18 protein-coding genes are annotated in these 19,697 nt (G+C 65.3%); 8 read left to right on the top strand and 10 right to left on the bottom strand.

Annotated elements, in window-relative coordinates; all coding sequences use genetic code 11:
* Window positions 1-52 precede the first annotated feature (52 nt).
* The 3 genes from F7O44_RS07030 (at window position 53) to F7O44_RS07020 (ending at window position 2,251) form a co-directional block, all read left to right on the top strand.
* Window positions 53-439, top strand: coding sequence for a MerR family transcriptional regulator (locus F7O44_RS07030; RefSeq protein WP_222851150.1), 387 nt, complete (start codon window positions 53-55; stop codon window positions 437-439).
* Between the two features lie 118 nt (window positions 440-557).
* Entirely contained in the window at window positions 558-1,226 is a 669-nt protein-coding gene (locus tag F7O44_RS07025; RefSeq protein WP_162449525.1) for a HEAT repeat domain-containing protein, read from the top strand.
* A 5-nt stretch (window positions 1,227-1,231) separates the two neighbouring features.
* Window positions 1,232-2,251: a MerR family transcriptional regulator gene (locus F7O44_RS07020; RefSeq protein ID WP_162449524.1), complete on the top strand. Its 1,020-nt coding sequence runs from the start codon at window positions 1,232-1,234 to the stop codon at window positions 2,249-2,251.
* Window positions 2,252-2,345: 94 nt separating this feature from the next.
* Here the strand turns inward: F7O44_RS07020 and F7O44_RS07015 are convergent, their stop codons facing one another.
* Complete coding sequence (locus tag F7O44_RS07015) at window positions 2,346-3,131, bottom strand: TetR/AcrR family transcriptional regulator (protein ID WP_162449523.1); 786 nt, start codon at window positions 3,129-3,131, stop codon at window positions 2,346-2,348.
* Between the two features lie 106 nt (window positions 3,132-3,237).
* Here F7O44_RS07015 and F7O44_RS07010 point away from each other — a divergent pair, with 106 nt between their 5' ends.
* Together F7O44_RS07010 and F7O44_RS07005 are read left to right on the top strand one after the other, a co-directional pair.
* On the top strand, window positions 3,238-4,437 hold the full coding sequence (locus F7O44_RS07010) for an FAD-dependent monooxygenase (RefSeq protein ID WP_162449522.1): 1,200 nt from the start codon (window positions 3,238-3,240) through the stop codon (window positions 4,435-4,437).
* Between the two features lie 21 nt (window positions 4,438-4,458).
* A complete protein-coding gene (locus F7O44_RS07005; protein WP_162449521.1) occupies window positions 4,459-5,928 on the top strand; it encodes a glycosyltransferase in 1,470 nt (489 codons plus the stop codon).
* A 22-nt stretch (window positions 5,929-5,950) separates the two neighbouring features.
* Here the strand turns inward: F7O44_RS07005 and F7O44_RS07000 are convergent, their stop codons facing one another.
* The 3 genes from F7O44_RS07000 to F7O44_RS06990 form a co-directional block, all read right to left on the bottom strand.
* Entirely contained in the window at window positions 5,951-6,424 is a 474-nt protein-coding gene (locus F7O44_RS07000) for a hypothetical protein (protein ID WP_162449520.1), read from the bottom strand.
* 151 nt (window positions 6,425-6,575) lie between these two features.
* Complete coding sequence (locus tag F7O44_RS06995) at window positions 6,576-7,628, bottom strand: sigma-70 family RNA polymerase sigma factor (protein WP_222851149.1); 1,053 nt, start codon at window positions 7,626-7,628, stop codon at window positions 6,576-6,578.
* A gap of 134 nt (window positions 7,629-7,762) precedes the next feature.
* On the bottom strand, window positions 7,763-8,272 hold the full coding sequence (locus F7O44_RS06990; RefSeq protein ID WP_162449519.1) for a TetR/AcrR family transcriptional regulator: 510 nt from the start codon (window positions 8,270-8,272) through the stop codon (window positions 7,763-7,765).
* A 53-nt stretch (window positions 8,273-8,325) separates the two neighbouring features.
* On the opposite strand from F7O44_RS06990, the gene F7O44_RS06985 reads away from it, so the two are divergent.
* A complete protein-coding gene (locus F7O44_RS06985) occupies window positions 8,326-8,685 on the top strand; it encodes a VOC family protein (RefSeq protein WP_162449518.1) in 360 nt (119 codons plus the stop codon).
* A gap of 53 nt (window positions 8,686-8,738) precedes the next feature.
* Here the strand turns inward: F7O44_RS06985 and F7O44_RS06980 are convergent, their stop codons facing one another.
* The 4 genes from F7O44_RS06980 to F7O44_RS06965 form a co-directional block, all read right to left on the bottom strand.
* Complete coding sequence (locus F7O44_RS06980) at window positions 8,739-9,464, bottom strand: ABC transporter ATP-binding protein (RefSeq protein ID WP_162449517.1); 726 nt, start codon at window positions 9,462-9,464, stop codon at window positions 8,739-8,741.
* The gene (locus tag F7O44_RS06975; RefSeq protein WP_162449516.1) at window positions 9,461-12,145 is read right to left on the bottom strand and encodes an ABC transporter permease; all 2,685 of its coding nucleotides are present in this window, start codon (window positions 12,143-12,145) and stop codon (window positions 9,461-9,463) included. Before F7O44_RS06975 ends, F7O44_RS06980 begins: the two co-directional genes overlap by 4 nt.
* Window positions 12,135-12,302 (bottom strand): hypothetical protein, encoded by a 168-nt coding sequence (locus F7O44_RS06970; protein ID WP_162449515.1) that lies wholly within the window; start codon window positions 12,300-12,302, stop codon window positions 12,135-12,137. The genes F7O44_RS06975 and F7O44_RS06970 overlap by 11 nt, the downstream gene beginning before the upstream one ends.
* A 1,454-nt stretch (window positions 12,303-13,756) precedes the next feature.
* Window positions 13,757-14,686, bottom strand: coding sequence for a LysR family transcriptional regulator ArgP (locus F7O44_RS06965; protein ID WP_162449514.1), 930 nt, complete (start codon window positions 14,684-14,686; stop codon window positions 13,757-13,759).
* Window positions 14,687-14,784: 98 nt separating this feature from the next.
* Between F7O44_RS06965 and F7O44_RS06960 the strand changes: the two genes are divergently transcribed.
* Both F7O44_RS06960 and dnaG read left to right on the top strand, forming a co-directional pair.
* Window positions 14,785-15,411: a LysE/ArgO family amino acid transporter gene (locus tag F7O44_RS06960; protein WP_343073840.1), complete on the top strand. Its 627-nt coding sequence runs from the start codon at window positions 14,785-14,787 to the stop codon at window positions 15,409-15,411.
* A gap of 66 nt (window positions 15,412-15,477) precedes the next feature.
* Window positions 15,478-17,382, top strand: coding sequence for a DNA primase (gene dnaG, locus F7O44_RS30090; protein ID WP_162449513.1), 1,905 nt, complete (start codon window positions 15,478-15,480; stop codon window positions 17,380-17,382).
* Window positions 17,383-17,402: 20 nt separating this feature from the next.
* On the opposite strand, the gene F7O44_RS06950 is transcribed toward dnaG, so the two are convergent.
* Entirely contained in the window at window positions 17,403-19,166 is a 1,764-nt protein-coding gene (locus tag F7O44_RS06950) for an AMP-dependent synthetase/ligase (protein WP_162449512.1), read from the bottom strand.
* A gap of 65 nt (window positions 19,167-19,231) precedes the next feature.
* Window positions 19,232-19,669 carry a hypothetical protein gene (locus tag F7O44_RS06945; protein ID WP_162449511.1) on the bottom strand — a complete coding sequence of 146 codons (438 nt, stop codon included), beginning with the start codon at window positions 19,667-19,669 and terminating at the stop codon, window positions 19,232-19,234.
* Between the last annotated feature and the right edge of the window lie 28 nt (window positions 19,670-19,697).

The raw sequence follows: 19,697 nt of genomic DNA, 5'->3' as shown, positions 1-19,697 counted from the left end.
TGGCGGCCGCAACCTTGACCTGGAGCGCACTCCAGGTGGCATGCTCAGCTGCGTGCAGACCTACACCCCGGCGCAAGTCGTCGAACACAGCGGATTCAGCCATGACACGCTGCGCTACTACGAGCGGATCGGGCTACTACACGGGATCGCCCGCACGTCTGGCGGGCAACGCATCTTCACCGAGGACGACCTCGGCTGGCTCGGCATCCTCAAGTGCCTGCGTGACACCGGGATGCCGATCGCCCAGATGCTCCAGTTCGCCGAACTCTGCCGCCAGGGCGACGAGACCATCACTTCCCGCGTCGAGTTGCTCGAACAGCATGATCAGGCGGTCGAGGAAGAGATCGCCCATCTGCGCACGCAACAGCGGTATATCCGCAACAAGATCCAGTGGTACAAGACGGCCTCGCCGGCCGCGCATGAGTTCGCCAGCGCCTAGGGCGCGTCTCCCAGCTGCGCGATGAGACGCGCCGCATGATCGCGGGATGAGTACGCTGCGATTCCACTTGACCTTGACACGATGAGAAGGTCTTGAGTGGAGCGCGGAGGTGGTTCCCATGAACTCGTCACAGCAGCCGATGTACGCTGCGCGCCTGCGAGAAGCCCTGAACGACACCCGGCCGTCCGTACGTTTGCAAGCTGCTATGGCCGCAGGCACCCGCCCGGACCCAGCCGATCTCGATGTCCTCGTGGAGCAATGCGCGGTGGAGCCGGAGTTTTTCGTGCGCGACATGCTCACCTGGTTGTTGACGCGGCTACCTGCGTCGCTGACCGTACCGAGACTTCTCACCGAGGCTGGCAGCACAGCGGCGCAGGCGCGGAGCCAGGCGTTGCATACCCTGTCGAAGATCGGCGATCCCAGAGGGTGGGCGGCGATCACACCCGCGCGGCTGCGAGATAGTGACGACGACGTAGCGCGCAGCGCCTGGCGCGCAGCCGCCATCCTCGTGCCGCCGGGAAACGAGCCAGCGCTCGCGGACGAGCTGGTGGCACAACTCGGCCGTGGCGACCGAGACGTGCAGCTGAGCCTGACCCGCGCACTGGTCGCGCTAGCCGATGCGGCGGCGCCGGCGTTGCGCGAGGCCACGGCGCATCCCGATCCTCGGGTGCGCACACACGCGCTGGCCACCGAGCGGTTCAGGGAGGATCCCGACGCCGGGTTCGATCTCGCGGTCGCCGAGGCGCTACGCCTCGACGCCCTGGCATCCGTGGCTTCCGAGAGCTGACTGCGATGCTCATCGGTGAGGTCGCACGGCTGTCGGGGGTCAGCGCCCGGATGCTGCGGCACTACGAGTCGCTGGGACTCGTCGCACCCAGCGGGCGCACCACTGCCGGCTACCGGGTGTACTCCGCAGACGACCTCCGACGGCTGCTCTACATCGAGAGCCTGAGGTCGCTGGGATTGTCGCTGGGTGATATCCGGCATGTCCTGGAGGACCCCGGCTTCACGCCGTCGGCCCTCATCGATGAGCTCATCGCGGCTACGACAGACCGCATCGCCCGCGAGGAGAAACTCCTCAGCCGGCTCGAACAGGTCCGCTCGGCCAGTCCAGCCGATTGGACAGACGTATTGCCCACCATCGCGCTCCTGCGCGGGCTGGACTCCGAGGACGCATCCCGGCGACAACGAGCGGCGCTCGCCTCGTCGCTGGGCGTGACGGCTCCGGCCAGGCTGCTCGTGGAGGCGCTGCTGGCAGAGTCCGATCCGAACGTGGCCGGAGCCCTGCGCTGGGCGTTGGCCCGCTCGGACGAGAACGGACTGGACGCCTTGCGGCCCGCGCTGGAAGCGCCGAGCCCGGAGGTGCGCCGGCGTGCCGTTGATGCCATCGCCGACATCACCTCGGATGAAACAACCACGTTGCTCATCGAGGCTCTCGACGATTCGGACGGGGCAGTGCGCGCTCGAGCGGCCCTGGCGCTCGGTGTGCGCGGCGAATCCCAGTCGGTTCCGTCGCTCATCGCGATGGTGGTCGACGGCACCAACGACGTCGAGGCATCGGAGACGTTGGGCACGCTGGCCCTTCGCCATGGGCTCACGGATCGGATCACCCAGGCGGTCACCGGACAGCTCGAGCACGCCGGTGTCGATGAGCCGGCACGGGTGCGGCTGGTGCATACACTCGCCGAGCTTCCCGGGCCGGCCGCCAACCATGCCCTGACCGAGCTCGCCCAGGACGCGCAGCAGCGGGTCGCGCTCACGGCCAGGGCCATCCTGCTCTCGTCGCCCGTCGTCGACGGTCAGGACGTGTAGAAGTGCGACGAAGTCGCTGCCGGGCACCTCGAGTGAGGGGCGGCGCAACTTCCACAACGCTTTCCACGACCCTCGCTCGTGGATCGCGCTGGTCTTAGCGTTCGGCACGCTCGTGGCGACGCCGCTCGACGAAGGTTTCGAGGCCGTCCAGGATGCGTTCGATACCGAACTCCAGCGCGTTGTCCGGCGTAGCTTCCGCTGACGGTTCCATCGCCGCGAGGATGGCCGGGTAACGCTCGCCGTGTTCGCGCAACGCCATCGCCATCATGTCGGTGGCGTCCCGCTCACTATGGATCCGCCGGCTGACCGGTGCGGCGATTGTCTGCTGGGCCAGGCTGCGGATGTGGCCGTTCATGAGGACGACCGCGTCGAGCATCTCGCCGCCCCGCAGCCCCACTCCCGACAACGCCGCTACGCCGGTTTCCAGCCAGGCCAGTTCGTTCGGCCCGATCGGGCGCCGTCCGGTGGTCACCTCCAACACCCAGGGATGCCGCTCCAGGCCGTTCCAGAGTTGCAAACCCCAGGCCCGGAACCGCGCGCACCACCCGTCGGCTTCGTCGATCTCAGGCGGCGGCAGCGCCGCGTCGATCATCAATGCGATGAGTTCGGCCTTGCCTGGCACATAGCGATAGAGCGACATCTTGGTGAAGCCGAGTTCTTCGGCCACCCGCTGCATCGAGACCGCCGGCAGGCCCTCGGCGTCGGCGATGCCGATGGCTTCCCGGGTGATGCGCTCCAGAGTCAGCGCCGGTTTGGGGCCCCGCTTCGGCGACCGCGATTGCCCCCATAGCAACTCGAGAACGCCCGCCGGATCAACGGACTGAGTTCCACGGCCAGCAACAGTGCCGTCCCCGGTTGCCGCGTGTTCCGGTTCAGGCATCCCCATCTACCTCCGGCATTGGCAGTCCAACAGAACTGCGTCTAAGATACACAAATAATAATTGTGTCCCTGAGACACAGTTAGTGCCGACGACGAAAGTGGACCCATGACAACAAGGATCTTGATCTCCGGCGCGAGCGTTGCCGGGCCGGCAGCGGCCTACTGGCTCAACCGCTACGGCTTCGCGACCACCGTCGTCGAGCGAGCAAGCACGCTGCGCGGCGGCGGATATGCCGTGGACTTCCGCGGCCCGACCCACCTCACGGTGCTGGAGCGCATGGGGATCCTGGACGAACTCAACGGACTGGACACCGGCGGTAGCCCGATGAGCTTCATCGACGAATCAGGCCGGGAGAGCTTCAATCTCCCCGCGGAGTTCGCCGGCGGCGATCTGGAAGTGCTCCGCGCCGACCTGTCGGCAGTGCTCCACGAACACACCAAACATCGGACCGAGTACATATTCGGTGACTCCATCGCATCCCTGGAGGACTCCGGCGACGACGTCCGCGTGACCTTCGAGAACGGCGCTCCTCGCACCTTCGACCTCGTCATCGGCGCCGACGGGCTGCGTTCCAACGTCCGGCGGCTGACCTTCGGCAGCCGTCCGGATGTCGTCAGCTTTCTCGGCTACTACGTGGCCGGCTGGGACGTTCCCAACGACATCGGTGTGGGGACGACGGCGTTGATGTGCAACGTTCCCGGGAAACTCGCCAGCGTAGCCGCCGACCACCGCACCCCCTCTCGAGCCAGCACCCTGTTCGCCTTCGCCGCACAGCAGCTCGAAGACCACCGCCTCGGCACTGAAGCGCAGAAACAGGTCCTACGCACCACGTTCGCCGACATGGGCTGGCACGTTCCCGCCCTCCTCGACGGCCTGGACACCACACCTGAGCTGTATTTCGACTCCATCAGCCGGGTGGACATCGAGACGTGGTCGCGCGGCCGCGTCGCCCTGCTGGGCGACGCCGCCCATGGCGCCACCCTGGGCGGAATGGGCACCGGTTCAGCGATCGTCGGCGCCTACATCCTGGCGGGCGAGCTTGCCGACGCCGGCGGCGACCATCACCGCGCCTTCGTCCAGTACGAGGAGAAGTTCCGCCGCTACGCGACCCGCTGCCAGGATGGCGGGCGCCGGGCCGGGCAGTTTCTGGCGCCGTCGTCGCCATTCCGGCTCAGGATGCGCAACCGGCTGATGCGCACCGGCTTCGTCAAGAACATGCTGCTCAAGGCCAGTGCCTCGAGGACCGATGGCATCACCCTCGACGACTATCCGGCACGGCACCCCAAGCCGGTGGATGCTTCGTGAGTTCTTGGGTAGAGGTGGGACATGGTCCGGTTGATCGAACCACAGCACCACCTCGGGCTCGACGACTACGAGGTTTTCACGCACCTCAGCACGGCCGTCCGCGACCTCCAGCGAGAGGCGCGCACACTTGGTCCACTGTTTGAAGGACGCCGGGTCTGGATGGTCAACAGCACCGCCCATGGCGGCGGCGTCGCCGAACTACTGCCGCCCATGGTGACTCTCATGTCCGAACTCGGCCTCGACACCCGGTGGCTGGTGCTCGACACCGACGACGACGAGTTTTTCCGCCTCACCAAACGGCTGCACAACCTGGTCCAAGGGCAAGGCGACCCCACACTCGGCGACGCGGAGCGTGAACTGTACGAGAAGGTGAACCGGCAAACCGCCGACGAAATCGCCGAGTACCTTTCCCCCGGCGACGTGCTCGTCATTCACGATCCGCAGCCCATGGCGGCGGGCGCGTTCCTCCGCCAGACGCATGACGTCGTCGCGATCTGGCGCTGTCACATCGGGCTCGACGAACAGACACCCGAGACCGAGGCCGCCTGGCAGTTCCTGTGCACCTACGCGGAGCCGTACGACCACGCCGTCTTCTCCGCGCCGGAGTACATCCCGGATTGCCTGTCCAGGAAGTCGACGATCATCCATCCGGCCATCGATCCGCTGAGTCACAAGAATCGTGAACTCGACGTGCACAAGCTGGTCGGAATCCTCTCGGCCGCGGAACTGGTGGAGCCCACCCACCCAACGCCCGGCGCCGAGTTCTCAGCCCCCGCCCGCCGGTTCCAGCGCGACGGAACGTGGGAGCCGGCCACTCAACCGGAGGACTTCGGTCTGCTGTTCCGGCCAATAGTGACCCAGATCTCGCGGTGGGACCGGCTCAAGGGTTACGTGCCGCTGCTCAACGGCTTCGCCGAACTCAAGGCCGGCTTGCCCGGTGACCTCGACGACGACGATCTGCCGCAACGCATCCTGGACCTGACCCGCCTCGTACTGGCCGGACCTGATCCAGATTCCATTCAGGACGATCCGGAAGCCCAGGAAGTCTTGGGGGAAATCTGTGACGCCTACCTGAAGCTGCCCGCCGAGTTGCAGGACGACATCGCGATCATCTCGATTCCGATGGCTTCACCCAAGGAGAACGCACTGATCGTGAACGCGTTGCACCGGTGTTCCGACATCGTCGTTCAGAACTCGCTGCGCGAAGGTTTCGGGCTGACCGCCACCGAAGCGATGTGGAAACGGCTCGCCACGGTCGGAACTCGTGCCGCCGGGCTGCGCCAGCAGATTCGCGACGGGCTCAACGGCTACCTGATCCGGGATCCGGAGGCGCCGGGCGACGTGGCCGACGTGCTCCGCATGCTGCTGGGCGACCAGAAACGGCGCGAAGCGCTCGGGCACAGCGCTCAGCAGCGGGTCCACAACGACTTCCTGATCTTCACCCAGATCCGCCGGTGGCTGGAACTGATCGCCGACACCGTGAACGATTGACGCCTCGCCGGGCTCGGCCCGGTTACTCGATCTCGCTGCGCACCTGCGCGACCGCGGCATCGAGTCGTTCGCGAATCTGTGGCGCTTCGACGTCGACACCTGCGTCGAGCACGGCATGCCACACCAGACTGCGATCGGCCTTGCGGCGGCCGGTAACCCGGACGCCTCGCCGGCCGTCCAGAGGGACATGCCGGGTGATCACCACACTGGCGATCACCTGTTCCCGGACCACATCCACCAACCGGCCGGGCTCCGACAGCGGGATCCGGTACCGCTTGGCGTGGTCAGAGGTCGCCACGGGGGTCACGTCGAACTCGTTCTCGTCGCTTTTCCACGTCGCCCGGTCTACCTCGTGCCAGTAGATCGACCCGCCGGGCCACAGCAGGCGCCGGTCGGTAGCCGCGAGCCGCCCGTCCGGGCCCTCCGCGGTAGCCAGTACCCGCTCACCTTGTTCGAGACCTTGCACATCGGCGCCTGACGTCCTTTTGAACAGCACATCACCACCCTATGAGTACGCGAATACTCAGGGCAGTGTGCCCTCCAGCGTTCAGCCACGGCCGCGGGTGTCTAGCGTCGCGGACCAGTAACGTCCGGAGACAGAGGCTCCGGTCGCCGTTACCGGCGCCAGCCCCTGCCTCAGCGCGGCACTAACGCAAATACTCCCGGAGCTCGACGGTGCTTTCGTCGCGGCGCAGTTTGCTCAGTGTGCGTCGTTCGATCTGCCGGATACGTTCCCGGGTGACACCCAGCACCCGGCCGACCTCCTCGAGGGTGCGAGTACGGCCGTCGTCAAGCCCGAAACGCAACCGCACCACCCAGCGTTCGCGTTCGGTCAGGCAACTGAGCACTGAGCTGACCTGGTCTCGAAGCATGGCTTGCGCCACGATCTCGCTGGGAGCGAGCTCGTCGGTGTCCTCGACCAGTTCACCGAAGGACTGCTCGGAACGCTCACCCACCGGCGTCTGCAAACTAAGCGGCTCGTCGACAAAGGCCAGCAGTTCGGCGACGCGTTCAGCACTCACACCTGCCAGCTGCGCAACCTCGTCACACGTGGGCTCGCGAGCCTGAGACTGGGCGATCGACCGGCGCGCACGAAGGATGCGGTTCAGCTCGTCGACGACGTGGATGGGCAACCGGATGGTCCGGCTCTGCTCCGCCAGGGCTCGCCCGATCGCTTGCCGGATCCACCACGTGGCATAGGTGGAGAATTTGAAGCCGCGGGTGAAGTCGAACCGTTCGACCGCCCGCATGAGGCCGACATTGCCCTCCTGCACGAGATCCAGCAGCGACAGTCCGCGTCGGGCATACCGCCGCGCCACCGACACCACCAGCCGCAGGTTCGACTCGATCAGCCGCCGCTTCGCGGCTCGGCCGATGTACACGAGTTCGACGAGATCGTCGTAGTCGGGATCCGCTGGCCCGGAACGCGCTATACGTTCCTCGGCTAGCACACCTGCCTCAATAGCACGCGCCAGCGAAACCTCTTCAACTGCTGACAGAAGTGGCACCCGGCCGATTTCGTCGAGATACCGTCGCACCAGATCAGGGCCGCCCGCTGTAACCCCAGCATCCTCGGCGACTGTTTTGATCACGACACCGTCAACGTCGGCCGAGGCTCGTCGATGCGCCGCTTGGTGTTGCTCGTCCAGGGGCTTTCTCTGGTGTGGAAAGGCTGTACGCACCGTGGTCGTGAACGCCACCGGCACCACCTCCGGGGGATCGTGCCTCACCAGGCCGTGTCCTAGTCTGCCGTGATTCGCCCAACCTTTCTACCCCTTGACCGGTAGAATATTGGTTCGTCAAGACTTAGGATGTGCCCTCGCACCGAAGGCCCCTAGTCGGCCAGCACAAACTCGAGTGCCTCACGTGCCGAGGTAGACGTGGCGCCGTCGGCGACACTCAGCAACGCTGTCCGCCAAGCAGCCGCCAGCACCAGCGCGGTGGGTCCAGCTCGGTCCGGAAGCAACCCACGCACCGTCAGCTCGACACGGTCCGGGCGCTCCGCCACCGGCGGCTCGCCCACCAGGCGGCACACGTCGAACCGGACGGCGGCGTCGAACGCGACGGTCAACGCAGCCCGCACAGCCGGGCGGCCGGTGCCTCCGGCGCTTTCGGCAGCACCCTCCATCCGATCGCCGATGCGACGCTCGACGTCGTCTCGGACAGTCAGGTACAGGCCGAGTTTCGAACCGAAATGGTGATACAGCGATCCGGTGGTGACACCTGCCTTGGCCGCCAGCTCCCCGACGCTGGCCGTCTCGAAGCCGAACCGCTCGAAATGATGCAGCGCCGACTCGACCAAACGCGCCTTGGCCGAGCCCGGAACCGGAATCCACTCACGCATACCCAAGAGCATAACCCATTGACGTTATGCCGTAATCTGATTATGGTCAGGTCATGGAGCTGACATTCATCTACCAGTCCGTGACCGACCTCCCAGCCGCACTCGCCTTCTACCGCGACGTCCTGGGTCTCGACGAAGCATGGCGCGAGGGCGAGGGCACCGTCGCATTCGAGCTACCGGGCACATCGGTCCAGCTGATGCTGGACGTCCGGCCGGATAGTGACAAGCGGTGGTCATCCGGGCCGTTCTTCGCGGTCAAGGACGTACAGGCGTTCATGAAGGAGCACCCAGATATTCACTGGCTCGGCGAGGCCTTCGATATGCCCGGCGGCAAGTCGACGTCGTTTGTCGACCCGTCCGGGAACGTCGTGCACATCTTCGACCAGAGCGCCGAGGCGGAGACGAGCCCCTGAGCGGTCGCGGGGCGGTTCTGAAGCGCCTCGCAGCCAGCCCACGATGCCGGACGTCAGTCAGTTTCGAGCCTGATGACCGACGTGGCGGACTCCGCGACATGTGGGTCGTGGCTAGCGACGAGTACCGCACCGCCCGCCGAGGCATGTTCGGTCAACATATCGATCACCAAATCGGCGAGGCCTCGGTCCAAACTGGCGGTCGGCTCATCCAAGATCAGCACCGAAGGGTCGTTGATCATGGCACGGGCCAGACATACGCGTTGACGTTCTCCGCTTGACAACGTCGCGGTGGTGGCATCGAGATGGCCGCCCAACGCGAACCCTTCCAACAAGTCTCGCGCCGCTCCCAGCCGGGCGGCAACGGCCGCCCGGCCCTCCGGCATCACAGGAATCAGCACGTTCTCGAGCACAGTCAGATCGCGCACCATGGACGCTGCTTGATCCATGTAGCCGATTCTGGTCCGGCGCATCATGCGGCGCTCGTCGTCGCCCATCTTCTGGATATCGGCTCCCCACCAGGTCACCCTGCCGCTGACTGGTGCGGCCATGGCGGCCGCGACTCGAAGCAGACTCGTCTTTCCAGAACCGCTCCGCCCGAGCAGGCAACAGACGTCTCCAGCGCCCAACGAGAAGCTGAGATCCTCAGCGATGGTGACCTTCGCCCCGTCAGCTCCACGGAAATCGATGGTGAGCCGTTCGGCCACTATGTCTGGGACGGTTCGGACCCGCCTGCCTTCAGCCGTATCGACCCGACTGGACACCCGCGCGCTCCGGTTCATCTTCCACCTCTCGCTTGCCCTACCGGGGACGACATCAAGGCCAACACGGCAGCTACAACGGCGGCCGCGGCCAGGGGCCCGCCAAACCCGACGGCTGTGGCCGCGGAGACGCCGATGGCCACGGCCGTTGTGACGATCACAGCCGCACCGCCGATGATCACGTTCTCCCACGTATCCACGGCCCTGATGCTCGCCCGCGATATGCCGATCCGTTCGAGAACATCTTGATCAGCGGACCGGGAGTCCACCAGGCTGCGGCGCGCCAAGACGGCCATGCAGCCTGCGCTGAAACACCCGACAGCCCCCAAGAGGACCGACCCCAACAGCGTTTCATCGAGCACCGCACCGGCGAGTCGAGTGGCTCCGGCACGATGACGAGCAGCTACGAAGGCACCGACAACACCGGCAGCGCTTGCTCCAAGCACGGCGAAACCCGTCAGCTGGGCGCTTGTGGCGAACGGCGCTCGAAGCACCCGTCTCAACGCGAGATCGGCCGCGCTCATGAGCGGCCGGCTGCGCCACCCCCGACGCCATAGCCGCAACGAGAACGAGAAGCGGACACTGACGAACAGAGCCAGAACAGCCGCGATGGCCACGCTGACGGCTGAGACACGCACCGCGCCATCGCCTCCCCGCGACATGAACGTGACCAGACTCCCCGTCAGGACAAGGGCGACCCCCGGACCCAGCCGGGTGAGGAGCTTGCGCCTGATCTGCGCGTCGGACCACCCGACGGCCTGCAAGACGCCGACTTCGCGGCGCCGGGAATGAGCAGTGAGCAGAGCGGCGATCAGCGCAGCGGCCATGGCCGCACCAAGCCCTACGAACAGGAGCCAGCGTTGAATTCCGGTCATGGCATCGCGAACCGAGATCGTCGCGCCCAGAGTGGTCCAGTCCTGGGTCACCCAACCAAGATCACTGACAGCCGCGCCGTCGCCATCGACGTGGTAATCGGGCACGTAGATCGCCACGGGCTGGGGCGACGAGCCGGCAACTACCGTGGCTGTGAGCCCGAGCTCGGTAATCTGCGCTGCGACATCCGTGACCTCCGCGTACGCCGCAGCGGTGTAGCCATCGACATTACCTACCCGGACTCGGATGGCATCGATGGGTGTATGTCCGCGCAAGGCCGCACCACCCTCGAGATCGGTGAAAGCTCCCGGCTGGCCGGTGATGAAATCAAGCCCTGACAGATTCGCCACGACTTGCTGGTCGGCGGCGTCACCGTCCGGTCCCTTGATGAGCCTCGTCCGCGCTGGGTCGTAGGCGCCCATAGGGACATATGACACGCTCGTGTCGTCGACTACGAGGTCGTCTTCGGAGAACGTACCGACCGGCCCGGGAAAAGCACCGTCGAATCCGTCGCCATCCACCTCTCGGGGCAGCCGATATGCCTGGCTCAGCCCGACATCCGAGTCGATTCCGTGCTCGGATTGGCGATCGATCAAGCCGTCGGGGCCGACGGCGCCCTGAGGCTCCACCACAAAGCCCGGCGTCTGGTCCAAGGGCTCCGGTACTTCATGGGCCCTATAGGCCGGTCTCCCGACCAGCGCCGGCTGGAGCTGTGTCGCCGGAGCTGACGCCGCCCACTCTTCAGGGTCGGCGTTCACGCTCTCCGGCCAGGTAAAGCTCAACGTCGGGGTGGAGAACGGCACGACGAGATCACTGACGTCCTCTGACCAAGCCCGCCACGCACTGAATGCCGAGTCCTCAGTCAGCTCCCTGAGTCTGCCAGAGCCTGGGGGCGACTCGAGTGCCGCATCTTCCGCCAGTTCGATTTCGACTTCGATCCGCAACGCCGAAGCGGCGCCAAGGGGACTGCTGTTGACCACCAGCGGAACAACATCCTGGCCGCTCAGCTCCGGATCGTCCATTGCCACACGGATGTCCAGCGATTGCACGAGATACCTATCCGCGTCGATGCTTTCGAGTATCTCTTCGGCCGCACCCGCCGTTCGATTCTCCGGCACGCTCCGCAGCGCGTCGAGGAACTCGGCGCCACCAAGCAGTTGTTGCTCAGCCTCGGCATCGACGGCAATCACACCCGAGCCGAACTCTGGCAGCATCCCCAGCGGCACAAGATAGCCTTTGTCAGTGATCATCGGGCTGAAGCCGTGCGGCTCGCCTGCTGCCGATTCGAGGTAATCAGCCTGGCCCGGTTCACCGACATCCTCCCGAGCACTCAAGTAAACATGACCCCGCGAGCGCGAGACCTCCACTGTCCCGCCCGGCTCATCACGCACGAGGGTTGAGGTGATGCGCGCAAGCAACGCCCCGTCCTCGATGTCGCTCACTCCAGCCGCGGGGTCATCGGCGACCTCGAGGGTCGGCGTCGTTGAGACGCCGCGCAGTAAACCGACGAATCCGATTGGAGCCGCCACCTCGACTCCATCGATCGCGCGGATTGACTCGAGGTCGTCTGCCGCGATCGCACTTTCGCCCGCCATGGACACAAAATTCGCCTCGACGAAACCGTCCGTGTCTCCACCGAAATCGTTCTCCGCCGACGTCACCAGGATGTCGTATGCACCGCGCCAGTTCTCGTCCAGCAGTGCCTCGACACGCGCTTCAACCTGCTCGCGCGCAAGCGTGGCCCCCAGTAAGCCAACAACGAGAACAACAGATACGAGCGCGAATATCCGCTCCCGGCGGAAGGGTCCACGGACACGGCTAGCCAACACGCGCGGCCTCACCCTCGGCGGTCGATGTCGCACCCGGCGCGATCAGCGGCACGCTGAAGCTCCACGCCATGTTGTCCTCGAGAACGCCGAGGCGCTCCCACCCGAGCCAGCCCGTTCGGTGATGGTGATCGTGTGCCTGCGGGTCGTGTCCCTGCACGTATGAAGACGAAACAGACCGGCCAAGACTTTTGACCGTCGTTGAACTCGACACGAAGTCGGCGCAACCCGGCACATGACACTGGAACTCCACACGGTATGGACCCTGTTCACCCCACGCTGCGCCGATTCCGCGCATCTGACCTGAGTTGAGAGTGGCATCTGGAGAAATAGTCACGCCGCCGCGCCGACACTGACAGCTCCACCCATCAAGAATATCGAAGCGCATATCGACATGGCCTCAATCCGACCAAGAAACCTAGGCACGATAGGTCTTCTCATCACACTCCCTTCACGCCGGCCGGGAATCTAGAAAGTCGCAAGCCGGAATTCCTGCTTGCAGTCCGGCACTCACGCCCGTGGGTCAGTAATCAAAACTTGACCATCTCTGGACTGAAGCGCTCATGCCAAGAAGAGACTACTATCCCTGCCTGACAACGATCTTTCACACGAAAAATAGATACAACCTGAGCCACGTGAGCCCTACCTGTCCCCTCCCGTATCACCCACATGTTCGCAATCTCATTGTTTCTCATACCGAGTGCGAGCTAAAGCGCCACTTCACGTTGACGCGCAGTGAGGGCGTCGATCAGCTCCGCGATCGGAGGAACGTCTCCACCCTCACCTACTGCGGCCCTCACCGTATTGGCGCATACGAAACATCGTGTCAACAGATACCCACCAGCCCCTCGTCCCCTCACTTCCGCGGAGACTAACAAACCAGTCAACGCTTCACAAGGGGCCGTCACCATTGTCACCACCTGCCAGCCGCAGTTCGCTCAGCATACGCCCCCACTCAGCTATTCCACTTCTGACCTGCATCGATTGTCCTTCGAATGGCGATGTGGCACAGCATGTTCCTCAGCGCCGTTAACTCGATCGACGCTTGCGGGCCTTTACGTTGACTCACATGCACGCCGCTCCCCCTCGCCAGGTGGTCCTAGACCTCGCCGAAGCACTACCGCCCGAAACAGGGCTCTCGGTGATAGAAATCGTGTGCGTACGAGTGGAGTCGCTGCATGTATGCAGCTGTACTGAGCGGCTTAGACTCGAGATCGTTGTTGAACGTGACGAAAAGTCAACACACCCAGGAACGTTGCACCGGAAAGCCACTGCGTATGGACCGACATTTCCCCATGAGGCCGAAATAGTTCTGGACTGCCCTGAATTGAGCACTCGATCGGGTGAGATGTCTGCTTGCGCGGCACTCGAAGTAAGCGCACTGCCTGTCAGCAACAACGAAGCGCACGTTACAGCCACGCTAGCCCGGCCAACGAATCTAGCGACGAATCCTATCCGCATGACAATCCCTCCGCTGCAGCCATACCAACAACTCAAGAACACGATCAACATAACCTAAGAGCTCGTGTTGGTGAATTGGCGTTTGCGCCTATAATTCTGACCGCCATGGCACTCGCCTCGAACAAGCCGCGCCAGCGCAGCAAAACAATCCAGTCAACGGCCTTGACCCGCGTGCTCTTTGTTTGCGTCCTGATTCAAGAGCCCCAAGCCGCGCGCTTTGACCACGTCCGTCAAGGCAGCCAACGCGGCCGATTCGAGGCGCCAGCGCTGCCAATAGAGCGGCACGTCCAGCGGGTGACCCGGCCGGATCTCGATCAACTCGCCCGCGTCGATCGCGGGCCGGGCCATCTGTTCCGGAACCATGCCCCACCCCAGGCCGAGCCGCGCGGCCTCCACGAAGCCCCATGAGGACGGCAGATACGTCACCGGAGGGTCGGCGTTCCGCTGAAGCAGCCCGCGCAGAAACCGGTGCTGGAGACCGTCCTTGCGGTTGAACACCAGCATCGGCGCCGAAGCCAAAGCCCCCGGCATCTTCTCGCTTTCCAGATGACGACGCCTGAACTCCGGTGAGGCCACCGCCAGGTACCGCATCGCGCCCAGTGCCTCGGCCCGGCAGCCTTGCACCACCTTCGCTTCGGCCGTCACTGCCGCCATCACCGTCCCGTCCCGCAGCAGGGCGATCGAATGGTCCTGGTCCTCCTGCCGGATGTCGAACGTCATCGCCTGTTCGGCAGGGAGATCGGCCAACGCCGGCAAGAACCAGGTGGCGAGCGAATCCGCATTAACCGCCACCGGCATCCGCAAGGGCGCCCGGGCGCCTGGTAACTCACCCATGAGCTCACTCAGTGCCTCGCTCTCGAGCACGGAGACCTGACCGGCCAGCCGGACGAGAATCTGCCCCGCCTCGGTCGGCCTGCTCGGCCGGCTGCGCTGCACGAGGACCTGACCAACACTGGCCTCGAGTGCTTTGATGCGCTGACTCACCGCCGACGGCGTGACGTGCAGGCGGCGCGCCGCCGCTTCGAAACTGCCTTCGTCGACCACCGCCGCAAAGGCCGCCAGCTGATCGGCGTCGAGCCTCATGGTCTGATCCGCATCGAGCCTGACGATGAAGTATCGCTAATCCTCATGAAGAAAGTTTAGCTGGACTCAGGAAACAGTCCGACCTAGCGTCGGCTGTTGTGCTGGAAACCACTGGACTCTCCACGGCCGCGTCGAGCATCGCTATCGGATTCGTCACCGGCGTGTCATTGATCATCGCCATCGGTGCCCAGAACGCGTTCGTCCTGCGGCAGGGACTTCGCCGGGAACATGTTCTGCCCATCGTCCTGGTGTGCGCGGCGGCCGACGCCGCGCTGATCAGTGCGGGCATCGCCGGGCTCGGTGCCGTCATCAGCGCATACCCGGCTGCCGTGGACATCACCCGGTACGCCGGTGCCGCTTTCGTCGCCGGATACGGCGTGCTGGCAGCGCGACGGGCCGCGCGCCCGCAGGCCATGACCCCGAGCGACCACGCACCGGCCACACTCAAGGCAGTGCTCCTGACCTGCCTGGCGTTCACGTTTCTCAACCCGCATGTCTATCTGGACACCGTGGTCCTACTCGGATCGATCGGCAACCAGCACGGCGACGGCCGGTGGATGTTCGGCATCGGCGCGGTGCTCGGCAGCTTCGCGTGGTTCTTCGCCTTGGGCTACGGCGCCGGAAGGCTCAGCACCTTCTTCGCCAGACCCGCATCGTGGCGGGTCCTCGACGCCTTGATCGCCGCGGTCATGTTCGCCCTGGCCGCCGGTCTCCTGTTCAGTTGAGTCCGTCAGGGAATTGGGAAGGGGCGACGACGGCGGAGCACCGGAGCCGTCTAATAGACTCGCCGCGTGGCTGGCCGGATCCGTGACGAAGACATCGCCGCGGTACGCGAACGAGCGCGTATCGACGAGATCGTCTCGCAGTACGTCACCCTCCGTCCGTCAGGAGGCGGCTCGCTCAAGGGCCTGTGCCCGTTCCACGACGAGAAGACACCGTCGTTCAACGTGCGCCCCCAGGTCAACCTCTTCCACTGCTTCGGTTGCGGTGAGGGCGGCGACGTCATCTCGTTCTTGCAGAAACACGAGCACCTCTCGTTCACCGAAGCCGTCGAACGCCTGGCCGACAAGGTCGGCGTCCAGCTCCGGTACGAAGAAACCGGTAGCGGCCGGGCCGGCCCGCGGCAGAACCGCGAGGAACGCACCCGGCTGATCGAGGCGCATCGCCTGGCCACGGAGTTCTACGCCGAGCAACTCACCACCTCACCGGAAGCAGCCACCGGGCGCCAGTTTCTCGACGAGCGCGGCTTCGACCGCGAGGCGGCCGAGAAGTTCGGTGTCGGCTATGCCCCGAAAGGCGGCGAGGTGCTGCGCAAACACCTGCTGCAGAAGGGGTTCACCGACCATGAGCTCGTCACCGCGGGGTTGGTCGCGCAAGGGCGCAGCACGCCCTACGACCGGTTTCGCGGCCGTCTCCTGTGGCCCATCCACGATCTCCTGGGCGATGTCGTCGGGTTCGGAGCACGCAGGCTGTTCGACGACGACCGCATCGAAGCCAAGTATTTGAACACGCCTGAGACCACCATCTACAAGAAGAGCCACCTGCTTTACGGTGTCCACTTCGCCAAGCGCGACATCGCCCGCAGCTCACAGGCCGTCGTCGTCGAGGGCTACACCGATGTCATGGCCTGTCACCTGGCCGGGGTGCCGACCGCCGTCGCCACCTGCGGCACGGCATTCGGTGAAGACCACGTGCGCATCCTGCGCCGTCTCCTGCGCGACCAGGACGAGTATCGCGGCCGGGTCATCTTCACCTTCGACGGCGACGAGGCCGGCAAGAAGGCCGCCATCCGGGCGTTCGAGGGTGACCAGCGCTTCGTCGGCCAGACCTATGTCGCGATCGAACCCAACGGCCTCGACCCGTGTGATCTCCGGCAACAGTCGGGTGATGCGTCTGTGCGCGAGCTCATCGCACGGCACCGCCCGCTGTTCGAGTTCGCTATCCGCACCATGGTGGACGAGTTCGACCTCGACCACGCCGAGGGCCGCACCCAGGCACTCGAGAAAGCCGTGCCCCAGGTGGCCAGGATCCGCGACCGTGCGTTGCGTGACGAGTACGCCCGGCGCCTCGCCGGATGGGTCGGGGCACCGGACGAACTATCGGTTGTGCGCCGCGTCCGAGCCGCGGCCGGAGCACCCGACAAACCGGCTCGGCGGCCTTCTGTGGCTCAAGAACCCCGGCAAGCCCAGCAGATGATCGGTGTGCCGGATCACGGCAGCGCCGATCCGCAGAGCATCGCGCTGGAACGCGAAGTCCTACGGGTGGCGGTGCAGCGGCCCGCCCTGGCCGGGCCCGCGTTCGACGCGATCGAGCCGGAGGCTTTCCTGTCACCGGTGTTCCGTTCTATACGGCAGACGCTGGCGGCCGCCGGCGGGTGCGCCACCCAGGGCGGTGGGGCAGCCTGGATGGAAGCACTGCTCAGCAATGCTCCCGACGATGTCACCCGGCATGTCCTTTCCGAACTCGCGGTCGAGGCGATTCCGACCGACGAAGCCGGCGTTCCGCGGTACGTGGAGTCAGTGGTGCTGCGCCTCACCGAGATCTGGGTCTCGCGCCGGCTGGTCAGTCTCAAAGCACGTCTCCAACGCACTGACCCCTCCAGCGAGGTCCAGCTGTACAACAAACTCTTCGGTGAGCTAATGACGCTAGAGGCGCACCGCCGCGACCTTCGCGACCGCGGCGTCGGAGGCGCCTGAGCCACGCCTCGCACGGCGACTCACGCAGCGTAGATCGAGTCGATCTCGTCGGCGAAATGCTCGGCGATGTCGCGTCTGCGTAGTTTCATCGTCGGTGTCAGTTCGCCGTCCCGTTCGGTGAACTCCCGGTCCAGAATCACGAACTCCCGGATCGACTCAGCCCGCGACACCTTCTGGTTGGCCTCGTCGATCGCCTGCTGCACCTCGGCCCGCACTGTCTCGTCTTCTTTCAGCGCGGACGTGTCGTCCGGCAGATCATGCTTCTTCGCGAACGAACGCGCCTCGTCCTCGTCCAGGGTGACCAGCGCCGCGACGAACCGCTTCTGGTCGCCCACCAGCATCGCCTGGGAGACGAGCTCATGGCTGGAAATGGCGTTCTCCAGCGGAGCCGGTGCGATGTTCTTACCGGATGCGGTGACAATAAGCTCCTTCTTCCGTTCGCGTACGAACAGGAAACCATCGTCGTCCAGTTCGCCCAGGTCGCCGGTGCGGAACCACTCACCATCGAAGTCCTCGTCGTTGCGCCCGTCCTCGTGGAAGTACCGTTCGAAGACGTTGCGGCCCTTGACCAGGATCTCGCCGTCGTCGATGCGGACCTCGACCCCGGGCAGCGGACGGCCGACCGAGCCGACGCGGACGGCATCCGGCACATTCACCGTGGCCGGCGCGGTCGTCTCGGTGAGCCCGTACCCTTCGAAGATCGGAACACCGGCACCGCGATAGAAGTGGGCGAGATCAGTCGACAGCGGCGCTCCGCCCGACACACAGTATCGGACGTGCCCACCGAGCGCGTTGCGCAGCTTGGCGTAGACCAGGCGGTCCGCCACGGCCCGCCTGGCCCGTAGCACCGGTCCCGGTCGTTCGGCCATCGACGTGGCCTGAGCGGTGGAGACAGCGGCGTTGAACATCGCCTTCTTCACCGGCCCACTCGCCTGCCGGCGCGCCGCCTCGAAGACCTTCTCGAACACTCGCGGCACCCCGAGCAACAGCGTCGGCTGGAAGGAGCGAATGTCGTCGCGCGGATCCTGCGGCGATTCCGGGAAACCGACGGTCACGTTCGAGTCGAGACAGACGAACTGGATCAGCCGCGCGAAGATGTGCGCCAGCGGCAGGAACTGCAGCAGTGATCCGCCTTGGCCGAGCACGTCGTCGAGGTAATCACGGGTCTGCCGGATCGTCCACGCCACGTTTCCGTGGGTGAGCACACATCCCTTCGGATCGCCGGTGGTACCGGATGTGTACACGATGGTCGCGACGTCGTCGGTGGTCAGGGCGTCTCGTCGGCGGTCGGCCTCATCGTGTTCGGCTGCCCCGCCGCGGCGGCGCAACCCGTCGAGATCGCCGTCGTCGATCACGACGATCTCGGCATCGCTCACCTCCCGGACGCGGTCGGCCAGGTCGGAGTCCGCCACGATCACCAGCCGCGCGCCCGCGTCGGAAAGGATGCCGCGGACCTGGTCGGCGGAGCTGGTGTCGTAGAGCGGCACGGTGATGGCCCCGGCCGCCAGAATCCCGAGGTCAGCGAGTGTCCACTCCACGCGGGTGGGGCTCATCAAACCGACCCGATCGCCGGACTCCACCCCGGCAGCCACCAGGCCGGCGGCCAGCGAGCGCACGTTCTCCACGAGATCGCTCCAGGTCATCTCGTTCCAGCCCTGGTCCGCCGGGCTCTTCAAGATGACCTGATCGGATCGCTCTTCGGCCTGCGCCCACAGTCTCGCCAACGCGTGCTCGCGCGAGCCGATCTCGGCCGGCTCCGGACCTTTGACATGCGTGAGGCTCATGACGTCCTCCTACCCCGCTGCGCGAACTGAATTCTGGGAGCTCGTTCGAGAACGGGCCGTCCCGGTCACGATTCGTCGATGTAGGTTCTCGGGTCGGACTGATCCGGGCGGTCGGCAAGCCACCGATCCATCGCTTCCGGGTCACGTCGCTCCATTTCGTCCAGCAAAGCCTGACGCAGCCGCACATGCGAACTGATCGACGCCGGAAGATAGGCGGACCGTACAGCTCGGCTCGAGTTCTCCCAGAGCCGGCACAGATCCTCATTCGACATTGTGTGCAGAATCGGTTCAATGACCTCCGCCGGCTGCCCCGCCAATTCGTTCACCTGAGGTGTGCTCAACCGCCGCGGCTGCTGCCGCAGTAGCCGCACCACCAGCCACCCGATCAGACCCGCGACCACGGGGAACCAGCCGAGCATGACCGTGAACACGAGCGCGAGGGGCGCGAGCAGAGGAACCCAGACCCACCAGGGGACGCGGTCGAGTGGGTTGCCCAGGGACATGATGACCACCTCCTATTGTCTCATTCCG

The sequence above is a fragment of the Phytoactinopolyspora mesophila genome (genome assembly GCF_010122465.1).
Classification (GTDB): Bacteria; Actinomycetota; Actinomycetes; order Jiangellales; family Jiangellaceae; genus Phytoactinopolyspora; species Phytoactinopolyspora mesophila.
This window is presented reverse-complemented; position numbering and strand designations above follow the sequence as displayed.